Origin of the sequence: Pedobacter cryoconitis (assembly GCF_014207135.1) — a bacterium.
GTDB classification, from domain to species: Bacteria; Bacteroidota; Bacteroidia; order Sphingobacteriales; family Sphingobacteriaceae; genus Pedobacter; species Pedobacter cryoconitis_D.
In genome coordinates this window covers 378,255-393,136 of record NZ_JACHCC010000003.1, presented here as the reverse complement: position 1 = coordinate 393,136, position 14,882 = coordinate 378,255, and the positions used below count along the sequence as shown (strand labels likewise).

9 protein-coding genes are annotated in these 14,882 nt (G+C 40.8%); 1 reads left to right on the top strand and 8 read right to left on the bottom strand.

Going from position 1 to position 14,882, the window contains the following annotated elements; genetic code table 11:
- Positions 1–15: 15 nt before the first annotated feature.
- Positions 16–1,233: an aminotransferase class V-fold PLP-dependent enzyme gene (locus HDF25_RS07155; protein ID WP_260409334.1), complete on the top strand. Its 1,218-nt coding sequence runs from the start codon at positions 16–18 to the stop codon at positions 1,231–1,233.
- A 100-nt stretch (positions 1,234–1,333) separates the two neighbouring features.
- On the opposite strand, the gene HDF25_RS07150 is transcribed toward HDF25_RS07155, so the two are convergent.
- The 8 genes from HDF25_RS07150 to HDF25_RS07115 all read right to left on the bottom strand — a co-directional run bounded on the left by HDF25_RS07150 (position 1,334) and on the right by HDF25_RS07115 (position 14,786).
- Positions 1,334–4,048 carry a glycoside hydrolase family 3 N-terminal domain-containing protein gene (locus HDF25_RS07150; protein ID WP_184624046.1) on the bottom strand — a complete coding sequence of 905 codons (2,715 nt, stop codon included), beginning with the start codon at positions 4,046–4,048 and terminating at the stop codon, positions 1,334–1,336.
- Positions 4,049–4,074: 26 nt separating this feature from the next.
- Positions 4,075–5,508 (bottom strand): alpha-L-fucosidase, encoded by a 1,434-nt coding sequence (locus HDF25_RS07145; RefSeq protein ID WP_184624045.1) that lies wholly within the window; start codon positions 5,506–5,508, stop codon positions 4,075–4,077.
- An 82-nt stretch (positions 5,509–5,590) separates the two neighbouring features.
- Complete coding sequence (locus tag HDF25_RS07140; protein ID WP_184624044.1) at positions 5,591–7,198, bottom strand: SusD/RagB family nutrient-binding outer membrane lipoprotein; 1,608 nt, start codon at positions 7,196–7,198, stop codon at positions 5,591–5,593.
- 21 nt (positions 7,199–7,219) lie between these two features.
- A complete protein-coding gene (locus tag HDF25_RS07135) occupies positions 7,220–10,486 on the bottom strand; it encodes a SusC/RagA family TonB-linked outer membrane protein (RefSeq protein WP_184624043.1) in 3,267 nt (1,088 codons plus the stop codon).
- Positions 10,487–10,570: 84 nt separating this feature from the next.
- The gene (locus HDF25_RS07130; RefSeq protein WP_184624042.1) at positions 10,571–11,749 is read right to left on the bottom strand and encodes an ROK family transcriptional regulator; all 1,179 of its coding nucleotides are present in this window, start codon (positions 11,747–11,749) and stop codon (positions 10,571–10,573) included.
- Positions 11,750–11,912: 163 nt separating this feature from the next.
- On the bottom strand, positions 11,913–13,526 hold the full coding sequence (locus tag HDF25_RS07125) for a Na+/H+ antiporter (RefSeq protein WP_184624041.1): 1,614 nt from the start codon (positions 13,524–13,526) through the stop codon (positions 11,913–11,915).
- Positions 13,527–13,621: 95 nt separating this feature from the next.
- Positions 13,622–14,272, bottom strand: coding sequence for a hypothetical protein (locus HDF25_RS07120; RefSeq protein WP_184624040.1), 651 nt, complete (start codon positions 14,270–14,272; stop codon positions 13,622–13,624).
- Between the two features lie 4 nt (positions 14,273–14,276).
- Positions 14,277–14,786, bottom strand: a complete 510-nt coding sequence (locus HDF25_RS07115; protein ID WP_184624039.1) for an RNA polymerase sigma factor — start codon at positions 14,784–14,786, stop codon at positions 14,277–14,279.
- Positions 14,787–14,882: the final 96 nt, after the last annotated feature.

The window sequence follows — 14,882 nt, the reverse complement described above, 5'->3', positions numbered from 1 at the left end:
AATTAAAGAATAAGTATGATGAGTTTTTCAGCACAGGAAATCAATAAATTAAGAAAAGAAACCCCGGGAATAGTAAAGGTGAACCATATGAATAATGCAGGCGCTGGTTTAATGCCGCAGCCGGTAATTGATGCCATTATTGGTCATATAGAATTAGAGGCTGAAATTGGTGGTTATGAAGCTGCTGATTTCAGAAAAAACGAGATCCGGGAATTTTATACCGCAGCTTCAAAACTATTAAACTGCAAACCTGAAAATATTGCATTTACGGCTAATGCTACTGATGCTTTCACCAGGGCATTTTCGTCCATCCCTTTTGAAAAGGGAGATATCATTTTAACAACGAATGACGATTATATCTCTAATCAATTGCATTTTCTTTCTTTTGCCAAAAGGTTCGGGATCATCATCAAACACGTAAAAAGTGCAGCTGGCGGAGGAGTAGATCTGAACGATCTGGACAGACAGTTGAAACTCTGGAAACCTAAATTATTATCGGTTACGCATGTCCCAACGAATTCAGGACTGGTTCAACCGGTTGAAGAAATTGCAGAAATAGTCAGTAAATATGACACGCTATATCTTCTTGATGCCTGTCAGTCGGTGGGACAGATTCCACTGGATGTAAAAAAAATAAAATGTGATTTCCTGAGTGCGACGAGTCGTAAGTTTCTGAGAGGCCCGAGAGGTGCCGGGTTCTTATATGTTTCTGACAGAGTCCTGGATATGGGACTGGAACCTTTATTTATTGATATGAGAGGTGCAGACTGGATCGCAAAAGACAAATATATACAGCGTCCCGGAGCCATCCGGTTTGAAGACTGGGAGTTTGCCTATGCTTTATTACTGGGAACTAAAGCTGCAATTTCATACTATCTGGATAATCAGCCTGAGCAAATATGGGAAAGAATAAAGTTATTAAGCCGTTATATCCGTAAACAACTGGCTGATATCCCTGAAATCAGATTATTGGATAAAGGTCCGGAGCTTTGCAGTCTGATTACTTTTACCCTTCCGGGGATGAATCCTGAGCAGCTCAAAAAAGAATTAGCAGAGAAGGACATCAATGTGGTTACCAGTTACCGCAACTTCGCGGTCATTGATTTTGATGAAAAAGAAGTGGAATGGGCTATCCGTATTTCACCGCATTATTATAACCTGGAAAGCGAAGCAGATGAGTTGATCCATGCGTTGCATCATCTCGCAGAAAATGCCAGGATTAAGCTAGCATAAAAACACGATGAGGCCACCTTTTCTCTAAGATAAAGGTGGCCTCATCGTGGGGTAATGTTGGCCTCATCGTGGCCTCATGTCGAACAGTACCTGTACCAGATCAGGGTTTAACTGTCAAAGTATCTTTTAATAGTAATTCACGGCTTGAAGAACCAATCATGATTCTGAAATCACCAGGCTCAATCACTGTTTTCATTTCAGCATTCAGCATCTCCAGCATGTGGGGAGCGATTTCAAACGAAACTTGTCTGGTCTCTCCTGCCTTTAAGTGAATTCTTTTAAAACCTTTTAATTCTAAAACCGGTCTGGAAACCGTAGCAAGTACATCCCGGATATACAACTGCACAACTTCATCACCATCGTAATGACCAGTATTTTTCAGCGTAAAACTTGCCTGAACAGGTTCTGCCGAACTGATTTCTGTTTTGCTCAGCTTAAGATCTGTATACTCAAATTTAGTATAACTTAATCCAAAACCAAAGGGAAATAGTGGTTCGCCGCTCAGATTATTATAATCGTCACCTCTGCCGGTTGGTTTATGATTGTATATCAATGGCAATTGTGATTCATGAACCGGATAAGTAATAGGCAAACGTCCGGCAGGGTTATAATCTCCAAACAGGGTCTCTGCAACGGCATTCCCTCCTTCTTCACCCGCATACCAGGTATTCAAAATAGCCGTAGCATCATTATACCAGTTGTTCATCGTGATTGCACTGCCACCAACCAATAAAACAATTACAGGTTTTCCGGATTTCTCCATAGCTTGAATAAGTTGTTCCTGATTACCTGGAAGATTCAGCATGGCGCGGTCCTGAAATTCACCTTCCTTGATCCCCGCGGTAACGACAATTACATCTGCATTTTCAGCTAATCTGACTGCTGCTTCCAGCTCCTGAGCCCGGTTATCCGGTACGCCGTAATTCCAGATCAGCTTGATATGTGCATTGCCTTTAGGTTCCTTAAATTCTACACGGATCGCATAGGTTTTGTGCTGATCAAAAGAAAAAGGCAATAACTGTGTATGATAGGATCGTTTCTCCCATTGGTCGATGAACAGTTTATCATCCAGGTAAAGCCGGTAACCGTCATTTCCTTCCAGACCGATCTGATAAATTCCGGATTTTGGAACTGTCAGGTTTCCTTTCCATCTAATAGAATACTGATCTTTAGGCAGTCGTTTATCCGGAGAGGACAAGGTCCACATAAAGTCTATTTGTTTATCGGTTCTTTCAAATACCGGACGGCCACTTAAGGTGAGGTTATCAAAATATTCGGCATGTAGACCACTTGTTGTATCTGTCTTTAAAAATTGCTGGGACACTGGTACATAGAGTAATGGATCACGGCTGCTGCCTTTACTATAAGTCACTTTCACTTTGTCTCCTGCTCTTTTTTTCAATCCTTCTAAAATGCTTATTTTACCATTTCCTGTTCCGCTGTATCCTCCCAAACGGGCTTCAATCGCGTCTTCGCCAAGAAGTAATATATTTTTGACATTTTTTAGTGGTAATACAGATTTTTCATTTTTAAGCAGGACAAATGATTGTAAAGCAGCCTGTTTAGCTATCGCTTTATGGCTTTGATCAGTCAGGGCTTTTTGAGCTTCTTTTTCAGAAACATAGGGATTTTCAAAAAGTCCGAGTTCAAATTTGGCCCTCAAAACTCTTGCAACAGCATCGTCAATCCTGCTTTGAGGAATTGATCCGTCAAGAAAAGGCGGAATAAATAGTTTATAGTGATTAAAATCAGTCTGAAAGATAACATCCAGTCCAGCAATGATGGCTTGTCTGGTTGCATCAGTATAACCCGCAGCGGTATAATGTAAAACATTTGCCCCACCAACAGCTCCGGCATCAGAGATCACAAATCCCTTAAACCCCCATTCTGTCTTTAATTTATCTGTCAGCAAATAAGCACTGGAAGTTGCCGGTGTTCCATTAACGGTATTATAAGCTGTCATCAGTGATCTGCTTTTACCTTGTTGTATAGCTGTTTTAAAAGGTGGAAGATAGATTTCTTCGAGCTGACGCTCATTATAACTGATCGGATAACTATCACGTCCCCCATCACCTACATTGGCGATAAAATGTTTGGGTGTCGTAATGATATTCTGATTTTCAAACGCGCTGACAAAAGCAAGCCCCATCTGTGAACTCAGGAACGGATCTTCACCATAGGTTTCTTCTGTACGCCCCCAGCGAACATCAGAAGCTATATTGATAACCGGGGTCAGGATATCTCTTATTCCTCTTACTTTGGTTTCATTCGCAATGGTACCTGCTACCTGTCCCATCAGCTCAGTATTAAAACTGGCAGCAAGACCGATAGCCTGGGGAAAGGAAGTTGCCCCTTTCCGGACTAATCCGTGTAATGCTTCGTCAAAAGCAATGATCGGAATACCCAACCGGGTTTCTTTGACAAAGTACGCCTGAATGGCATTGATTTTTTTGGCCAGTGTATAGGCATTTTCCTGGGTATTATAACTCAGCATTTGTCCTGCTCCGCCTCCACCCTGTGAAACGGCACTGACCTGCAATCCAAAAATGCCGTTTTTATACCGGTTCTTGTCTACACCATCCAGATCACCCGGAATCATAAAAAGCTGCCAGAACTTTTCTTCGGGGGTCATCCTTGCCAGCAGGTCCTTCACCCTCGCTTCAATATCAGCTGCTGGATTTTTATATAGAGGTAATGCTGCTTTTGTTTGTACAAGATTCCTGTTTTTTTTCGGATTTTCATTTGCAGACGCAACATTCAAAAGTACGATCAGCAGGAACGGAGCTAAAATAAATTGGGTAACGCGATACTTCATCAATCAGATTTTAAAATGTGTGATCATTAATTGGCCGGGGTAAATTCCAGAGCTACAGCTGCCTCTGCTGCAATATGGTCAGCAGGCAGGGTGACAGTTGTCTTTCCATTGGAACTATTCCATTTTAATTTTTTGTTGTCGGATAACAAGGTCACAGCTGTCCCTTTCTGAGGCGGGTTCCCGGCCCAGCTAATCGTTCTGACAGGTTTTTCTCCGCTATTCATGCAATAGATAGCATAAAGTGTTTTTGCATCTTTACTTTGGGTAAACCAGGTTTGTCCGTCGTGGTAGTTCTTAGTAATCCTGGTATTGTAAATAGCTTTACCATTTTTAGATGTCCAGTTACCAATATCATTCAGTTTGGTGATCACCTCATCAGGCAAAGTTCCGTCTGGTTTTGGACCTACACCAAGCAATAAACTTCCACCTTTGGCCACAATCTCTACCAGTTTATGAATGACTTCGGCAGCAGGTTTGTACTGATCATTAGAAACAAATCCCCAGGCACCGCCTAAGGTCATACAACTTTCCCATGGGTGATCTAATTGCGTATCAGGAATTTTCTGTTCGGGTGTCTGATAATTCTCATATGGACCATGTACTGTCCTGTCCACCATCAGTAAACCTGGCTGTGCTTTTCTGGCCATCGCAGCAATTTTAGGCATATCAATATCCTGGCTCCATGCCGGAATCTTTGCACCCCAGGAAAGGACCTCTGCATTGACTGTTTCCAGTGGCCTTACCCAGCCTCCATCAAGCCAGAGAATATCTATACTACCATAATTAGTCATGAGTTCACCAATTTCATTATAAACCTGGCTTTTAAACTGGTTCCATCTCCAGGGATACTTTTTAATATCGTAATTGTTATTGCGGTCTGGAGTGGCGTATTTAGGCCACCAGTAATAGGGAGAGTGCCAGTCTGGTTTAGAAAAATAGGCACCAATCATAAAACCCTCCTTTCGGAAAGCATCAAAGACATATTTTGCGGCGTCAGCTTTTGGATTTGTTGCAAAAGGACCTTTAGCAATACTAAAATCTGATTCCTTAGTATCAAACATGGCAAAACCATCATGATGTTTGGTCGTAAAAACAAGGTATTTCATTCCTGCATTTTTTCCGGCCCTGGCCCATTGTTCAGGATTAAATTTTACAGGGTTGAATTTCTGGCTCAGACCCCAGTACCATTTTTTATAATCGTCATAGGTTATTGTACTATCCCGCTCTATCCAGTCTTCAGAACAGATTGACCAGGACTCGATAATCCCCGGAACAGCATATAATCCCCAATGCACGATCATCCCAAACTTTTTATCCTGCCAGGAGTCGAGTTTCTGTTTAACCAGGGGATCTGCCGGCCATTCGTAAACTGTTGATTGCTGATGAACACCATTTTCCTGAGCGCTCAGTTTAACAAAAGCGCCAAACAACAGGGCTATAATTAAGATTTCTTTCTTCATTCATTCTGGTATAAAAATGTCCCGGCTGGCTAGCCAACCGGGACAGGATATTAAATTAATATTTCAATTACTAAGAACAAAACTATTGTTGCCAGAATATCTTGGTTTTACGGGTATCCTTTGCCTGAACAGCCTGATAGTTTGCACTGTTTAGTGTTTTCTCTGTCGAAGGATAGATTAAACGGGTTGGAGGAGTATCAAAACCCGATAATTTACCGTCTGAAGGGAAGGTTAAAATAGGGAAACCCGTCCTTCTGTATTCGGCCCAGGCCTCCATAGACTGAAGAACACCTAAATGCGCCCATTTCTGAATATAAATATTAGTCAGTTTATTGGCAGAAGATCCGGTATAAGAAGCCGTAGAGGAGTTTATCCATACGTTGACTACAGAGTCTTTCGGCGCAGGCAGATTAACGTATCCTCCACCCTGATTCAGGTTATTCAGATAATAATAAAAGGAAACTGACTGTCTTAAAGCAGTTTCATACGAGGTTTGTGCACTCGCTGAACTTCCCCACCTTTCATAAGCCTCAGCTTTTAAAAGGTTTACTTCTGAAGCCGTGATTATAATACCTGGCAATTTCTGATTAAACAGGAAAGTAGCTGAATCAAGCACTGAGTAATCTGGAAAATTTGTTTCCTGGTCTGTAGCACTAAAGGTAATCGGCATGGCTTTGTATGTTTTGTTAGGAACAAATACATCCTGACCATTGATTTTCTGGGTACGTCCGTATTTATCATACATTACCGGGATCCTTGGATCATTCGCCGTTAACATGACCGTATTCAACATGTAATCGGTTGCGTACCAGCTTCCTTCAAGAAAAGCAGCATGCAGATCACTTGTACTGTTGGTCAATGGCTGTAATAAAATATCAGAAGTTCCGGGACTGTACGAAGGATTATTACCACCGTCAACCAATGGATAAGTTGCGGAGTTATTCAGCATATCCAGGACTGCTGTTCTGGCCGTTGCCTCATCAACTTTTGAAATACGCATTAACAATCTCAAACGCAGTGAATTGGCATAACGTGCCCATTGCCCTACATCACCTTTCAGCAAAATATCTGCTTTAGCGAAATCTTTATTGGTAGCATTTGCTTTAAAATAAGCAGATGCAGTTGCCAGGTCGGCGATAAAGCCTGTATATAGCACTTTCTGATCATCGTACTTCGGATTTTTAATCGTACTACCTGTCTCTAAGCTACCTGCTTCAGAATAAGGAATATCACCCCATAAATCGACCATTTTAGCTGCCTGTTCTATCAGGACAACTTTAGCCGCCTGCATAATAGTTGCCTGAGCAGTCTGATCTGAGGTAGAAAGTGTCTTGAATTTGGCTTCCATCGCACGATAAAGTGCCATACTTCCACTTCCATTGCCTCCTGTGGTGTAAAAATCATCCCAATAGTTCTGCGAATAACTATCGCTTTGCTGATAAACAGAATTGCTGTTTGGGAAATAGGAAGTTTGTGCATATACACCAGGCATCTGGCACAGGAACGTACGTACATTCCAATATTTAGCTGCTACCCTGTCATTGTTCAGCATGGCCGTAAAAAGGCCGGACAGACTTGCATTCTCTGCCTTTTCGGGGTTATTGTACTTACTTGCGACGTCTTTTTTACAACCAACTATAGTGGTTACCGCAACTAAAAAGAAACTTATATTTATAATTAACTTTTTCATAATATATCTGAATTAATGCGATTAGAAATTCGCGCTTATTGAAAAACCATAACTTCTGGATGCAGCGGTCGAACCTACATCTACTCCTTGTGACCACCATTTATTTCCCAGCGGTGCTTCAGGATCCAGGTCTTTCAGTGTACGCCAGATATAGAACAGGTTACGGCCAATGAGTGATACTCTTAAATTGTTAATCTTGAGTTTGCTGGTAAATGAAGCAGGTAGCTTGTAACTTAATACAGCTTCTCTCATTTTGATATAACTGTTATCGAAAATCTCTCCGTCTGTCAGTGAACCTTCTCCCCAGTTATAGGTAGTCATATAATATTCAGCAGCAGAGACTACTTTTGTATTTGGCAAACCTGTTGTCTGATTTACACCTTGTAGTAATACACCATCATCATATGTCTTGCCATTGCTCGTGTAGGTTACACCACCATGTGCAGCATCGCGGTATTGCATCGAGTTTTCAAGCATACCTGCACCGCGCATGTATTTAAGATTTGGTGCAATCATTTTTCCGCCAAAACGGCCATCAATAGTAAAATCTAATGAGAAACTACCGTAGGTAAAGGTGTTAGAGAAACCACCTACTACTTTCGGCATAATATTACCAGCTTTAACATATCTGGAATTATCCATCACATAAAAACCGTCATCGCCAATCACATAGTTTCCTTTAGCATCAGTCATTCTTGGGCGGATATAGATATTACCCAAATCTTCACCTGCTCTGGCTACGATTTTAGCTGTCGCCTGATCTGAAGAATAAAAATTCAGCTCAGACATCCCTGGCATCAGAGCGATTACCTTTGATCTGTTTGAAGAGAAATTTACCCTGGTATCCCAGCGGAATTTATTGCTTTTTACAGGAGTTGCGTTCAGCGCTACTTCAAAACCTTTACTTCCGATTTCTCCAACATTCACAATCTGGCTGTTTGCACCTACAGTGCTACTCACTTGTAATGGAACTATCTGGTTTTTAACACGGTTATTGTAATAACTTACATCCATGCCCAAACGGCCATCCAGGAAACGGGTTTCCAGACCAAACTCTGCCTCATGTTTCTTTTCAGGCATTAAAGTGTTATTTCCATAAGCACTGGCAGTTGTTAGCGATGGTACTGACCCATTGATTGTTTGTAAAGAGGTCTGTGTGTATACCACATTCGCTTCATAGATTGGTGCCGGGTTACCTACCACTCCATACGAAGCTCTTAGTTTACCATAGTTCCAGAATTTCGGCAGCTTTATAATATCACTAAAAACAAAACCACTGTTCAGCGAGTAATAAGAATATCTGTTATTCTGTGGAGGCAAAGTAGATGCATATTCCTGACGGGCAGTACCTTCTAAGAATAAGAAGTCTTTATATCCCAGGTTTAACATCCCTAAATAGGCATACTTCAATTGTTCTTTTCTGGTGTCTGATGTTTCAGGTACACTAAACGAGTTGTTAATGGAGAACCAGTTTTCAGAAACTAAGCCGTCTTTTGTATTGGACTGCTGATCTTTATAAGTTTCTTTTCTTCCCTGATAACCACCACTCAGTGATACATTCAGATCTTTACCTACTTTATTCGAATAGGTTAACAAGGCATCTCCGTAAAGAATGGCGTATTGCCCCTGGGTTGTTGTATACCCCCCGGTGCTCGTATTACCGTTAAATGCGATGGGTTGTTCTGAATATTGGCGGTTTTCTGTTCTGGCGCCCGTATAATCGTTACCAATACGGCCTCTGAATTTTAAATTCTTAGCTACATCATAGTTTAACGTAAAACTTGACATTAACCTGTTTTCATTTTCAGTGTATTTGTTCTTTAACTGCTGCCAGTAAAAATCCAGCAGGTTAGTTGCCCTGATATTATAAATAAAATGATCCGGACGGGTTACCTGGTCATAAGTTGCATATTTATAGCCGTCACTGGTCTGGAATTTTTGTTTCATTAAATCCATGTCCTCCGCACGGCTAAAGAACCCACCAAATGAACCTAGAACCTGTCCAAGCTGATAAGGTCTGTTATTGGTAATCGTATTGACATAACTTACAATCACGTCGGCAGATAATTTTGGCGCTAACTTAATCGTAGAATTCAGGTTAAATGAGTTCTTTGATCCTGTATTTCCTGGCTGTGTACCTGTATAATCCAGACGGGATGCCGAAAAGCGGTAATTGATGTTGTCGCTTTGATTAGATATAGCAACGTTTGCATTCGAAGTATAACCAGTCTGATATACGTCTTTATAGTTGTCCGGTTGTGGAGAGAATGAACGCGTAGACCCATCCCACCATGTAACCTGCTGACCTTCCATCTTAGGACCAAAGTTTGCATATGATCTGAAATATGGTCTTAATCCTGTTGGCGAACTAGGATCTGCGATCCAGCCATCTTCACGGCCTGTATTCGCTAAATTGGTTGCCCTGTCGTAACCTGGTCCATATACATTCTGGAAATTAGGTAAGAAAGCAACTTTATCAATCGAACCCTGATAATTGAAATCAACCCCCAGACCTTTATTTTTCGATCCTTTTTTAGTTGTAATCACAACCACACCGCTTCCTGCATCAGAACCGTATAAAGCTGAAGCACTGGCACCTTTTAAGATAGTGAGACTTTCAATATCTGCCGGGTTAATATCCAGGATACCGTTCCCACGGATACGCTGATCGCCCCAGTAATTATTATTATTAGCACCGGCTGCTCCATTCTGGCCATCGTTCCTGATCATTACCCCGTCTACTACGTATAGTGGTTGCTGATTATAACTGATGGAGTTGATCCCGCGGATCTGTACATTTACAGCACTACTGGCTCCGCCTGGTGCCGTGGTGATTTTTACACCAGCAGCTTTACCATATAATGCAGATGCAAAATTAGTATTACCAGCCTCTGTTAATTGTTTCGCTGTCACCGTACTTACGGCATAACCTAATGATTTTTCCTGGCGTTTAATCCCCAGTGCGGTGGTTACAACAACTTCATTAAGGTTATTTTCAGAATCCTGAAGGGTGACATTTAAAGTAGTCTGGTTGCTGATTGTAATTTCCTGCCTGGAATAACCCACAGCAGAAAAAGATAAGACATCATTAGGGCTCACGGCGATGCTGAATTTTCCGGCCCCATCAGTCTGGGTTACTTTGGATGTTCCTTTTAAGGAAACGCTGACCCCTGGTACAGGGCCTGAAGCATCTCTTACCGTACCGGTAAGGGTCTTCTGTGCAAAAGCGTTTACTGCCAACATAGTTAACAATAGCACACTTAAGTACTTCAAGTAAATTTTTCTCATGTTTTGGTGGTTTAGGTTAGTAATTCGATTTAGTTTTGCTTTATTGGTGGTTTGTTGCTTGTATTCAAAAGAAAATTTTAGGTTTTAATTAAACTGACTGTGCTCGACGACGAGACTGGCTCCTGCAAGCAGTTCTGCGTCAGCGGCTAATTCTGAAAGTATGACAGAAGTCTGGTCAGCAATTCTGGGAATACAGAATTCATTAATAGCCTGTTGTATAGGCGGAAGAATAATCTTACCGGCCATAGCCCCGCGCCCGCTCAGGACAATACATTCGGGATTCATAATATGAATTAATGTGGCCATCCCCTTACCAATATGAAAAGCTGCTTCCGAAAGGATGGAAACTGCCAGGGGATCATGGTTCCGGGCTGCTTCTAAAAACAGTTCTCCCGTATTTCTGCTCTTATCTTTAAAAAGTTCAGTCATACTGGTTGCAGCTCCAGCCTCTATTTCAGCTTTAGCCCTCCTTGTCATGACCAGTAAAGAAGTTTCTACTTCCAGACAGCCTCGTTTTCCGCAGGAGCACAGGATATTAGTATTGGATAATGGGATATGACTAAATTCACCGGCATAACCACCACTCCCTTTGTACAACTGGCCATTGACGATGATTCCAAGACCAGTTCCCCAACCAATATTGACAACCATCACATCCTTCCTGCCGACAGCGGCACCAAAATAGAATTCTGCTAACGCAATCAGGCGGGAGTCATTCTCTATAAATACAGGGAGTTTTAGCTTTTCAGTCAGATATTTACCCAATTGAGTGCCATCGTTTGTTTTTAAATGCGAATGATTGACGCCTTCTTCTGCAATGATAAAACCGGGCATACCAATTCCAACACCCAGCAGTTTTTCTTTGTCAATACCGGATGCTTCAATATTTTCATGAATGAAGGAAACAAGTTTATCTACTGCATCAAAATCTTCGGTCAATGCAAGTTCAAGGGTCTCAATAGGATGAATGATATTATTGGAAAGGTCATAGATAATCATCCTTGCCGTAAACTGATCTGTAGCTACAGATACAACATATCTTTGTTTATTGGGGTTAAGCAGAAATATAGAGGCCCTTCTCCCACCAGTAGAGGGCGCCAGGCCCTGCTCCTGAACATATCCTTCATCAATCAGCTCATTGACTATTTTAGCCACTAAAGGCACACTTTTCTGGGTCAGCTTGCTTAATTCGGTCAGAGAAAGCGGATGTTTATAATAAAGCTGTTTTATAATATCAACTCTTAGGAGTCCCCGTGTTTTCATAATTATAATAGCTTGGTTTAGTTGCCTTTACCAAACTTAATAAATATAAACAAAACTCCAAGCATACTTATTAAAATATTTTTTAAGTACACATATTTACAATTATAAATAGTTTTAGATGCGTTTATCAATTCTTTTTATTTACAAAGCAATCAAATCTGCTTTAAAATAAATTTCCAGAGCTGCTTAGCTCTTCTAAATCCAGGCGCCTTTCTTCCATCCTGATGATATCATCATCATAATTTTTATCTTTTTTAAGCAGATGCAGCTCATTCCTTTGGATCCTGATTAGATCGAGCATAATTTCGTTGTAGACTTTCAGTTCCTGTTTATCAATCTGCCCCAACCGGAATGCTTCAAGGTTATTCTTTTTATCATTTAATGAACCTTCCAGTTCGGACTTAAAATTGGCCATCAGTTCATTATGGATACACTGAAACTGATAATTTTCCTGTATCCTTCTCAGCGAACGATCAATTAACCGTAGTTTGATCTGCGTATTCTGTTCCTGTTCTGATAGTTTATAGGTATTCTCAGGTATTTTTAGAATCCGGACAATCAAAGGCAGGGAAAGCCCCTGAATGACCAGGGTAACCAGAATAACTACAAAAGTGATAAACAGGATCAGATTTCTTAATGGAAATGGTACCTGGTTGCTAAGCATAACCGGAATTGATAAGGCAGCCGCTAAAGAAACTACACCACGCATCCCTGCCCAGACTATCACCACCGAAGAATGCCAGGTCATGCCCTGGTAACGGACCCTTGTTCTTTTATTGACCAAAAGTGTAAGTCTACTGGTAGAAAACAACCAGAAAAAGCGCACAAAAAGTGCCAATAAACTAATCCCTACACCATATCCAATGGCCGTTTTCAGTGGATACTCTGATCCCAGACCATTTACTATATCCGGCAGCGCCAAACCAATCAGAATAAAAACCACGCCATTCATCATAAAGGTAACCGCTGACCAGACGGACGCAATTTTAATTCTGGAATTTGAGGTTAAAGTCACATGAGACTGACTGGATAAAAGAAGACCTCCGGATACTACCGCCATTACACCTGATGCTTCAAAATGCTCTGCAACGATATACATGAAATATGGGGTGAGTAATGTCAGGACAGTATCGATATTTTCATTAGTGGGCAACCAGCGATGTATAGCATAAAATACAAGGCCGACTCCCAGGCCTATTAAAATCCCTGAACCAGCTACTGTCACAAAACTTACGGCTGCATTCTGGAATACAAAACTACCGGTTATCACGGCTGCCATCGCAAATTTAAAAACGATCAGACTGGATGCATCATTAACCAGGCTTTCTCCTTCCAGCAAGGAATTTATTGTTTTAGGTATCTTAATGCCCTTTAAAACAGACGAAGCCGCAATCGCGTCGGGCGGAGAGATGATGCCACCCAGTAAAAAACCAAGGGCCAGAGTAAAACCTGGTATAAATGCAACAGCAGCATAGGCAACTGCTACTGAGGTGATGAAAACCAAACCTACCGCCATTAGAAAAATAGCTCCTTTATATTCCCAGAAGTCTTTCCAGGAAATCAACCACGCTGCCTCATACAACAAAGGAGGCAGAAAAAGTAAAAATATAATGTCGGGGTCAACCCGGATATGAGGAATACCCGGCACAAAACCAATAATTAAACCTGCTAAAACCAGGAATATAGGATAGGATACTTTTAGTCTCTGCCCTACCATCACCAGGATGGTTACCCCCAAAAGCAAAACAAGTATTAGAATAAGATTGTCATGAAGCATTATTCGACCAGGATTTAAATATTCAGATTTAATATAGCCAAAATATTTAAAGCTCCGGCTCTCTGGCCAACTACTATTATTGTGCCGGAATATAATTAACTGGTTTTTTCTGTTCTATAGTCTTCAATTTCATTCAGAAATTCCATTGCCTTTGTTAAAGTTTTACCTCCAAAACTGCCAATAATATTTCTGACCCATTTTCTATGGATATTCTTATAGGTCAACGTTCTGTACAGATAAATAGATAATCCTGTGAAGAATGACAACGCTACGAGCTGAATTAACCAGAATAAAGTCCCCGCGTGGGCAACCAGCTCATTGGAATAGTAAAAAGTACAATAAAACGGAGTCTGTAAAATCAGTATTCTTCCGACATTAATCAGTGAAGATTGTATAGTTGCCAGCTTCTGCTGCGAATCGGTAATATTATCGGTAATATTTATCTGGCTAAGCAATTCAAGGTTCCTGATATAAACTGCTATCGCAAAAATATTAAACAGCATAATCAAACCTACTGAAATAGCAAAATACAAGTTGTTCAGGGTATTAACAACTAAAAACCCTAAGAAAATAACCCAAAATATCCCAAGTATTAAACCGACAACCTGTCTGATTTGAAACGAGTTGATCTTACTTTCGGCTTTCTGCGTTTGCATCTCTCTGATTATCTGTTTATTAATCCGCAACGACTCTTCCAGCCTCTTATCATACTGCTGCCACAATTGTTTAATTTCCAGTTCTTCCATTTCCTTAATTATTAATCTTTGAAAACCTTTGCTTTAATTTCTCTTTGATCCGGCTGATCTTTGTACCAATATTTGTTTCTGATAAACCCAATATTTCGGCCATTTCTTTCTGACTTTTTTCTTCCAGATAAAGCAACATCAGCGCTCTGTCCAGTTCTTTCAGTTCATTAATAAACTGCTGCAGAAACTGTAGATTACTATTATTGTCCCCGGATGCATCTTCTGCTGTAAATGCGATAACATTTTCAGAAATCGGCGTCATCAGCTCATTCTTCCTCTTCTCTTTTCTATAAAAAGTAATAGCCACATTCAATGCTACCCGGTACATCCAGGTAGAAATTTTACTTCTTTGGTCGTAACCCGGAAATGCACGCCATAACTGCAGGGTAATTTCCTGTACAAGATCTTTTTTATCATCCTCATCTTTATTAAAAGAGTTGGCAATCTTGTAGATTATGCCCTTGTTTTGTTCAATTACAGCTAAAAAATGTTCCCCTTGCTGAAGTGTATCCATGAGTGCAGTTATACTACTAATCTAATTTTAAATCCATTCAATTATTCGCACCAGTATTCAAAATGTCACAGTTTCTGAATAAATAAATATTATTTT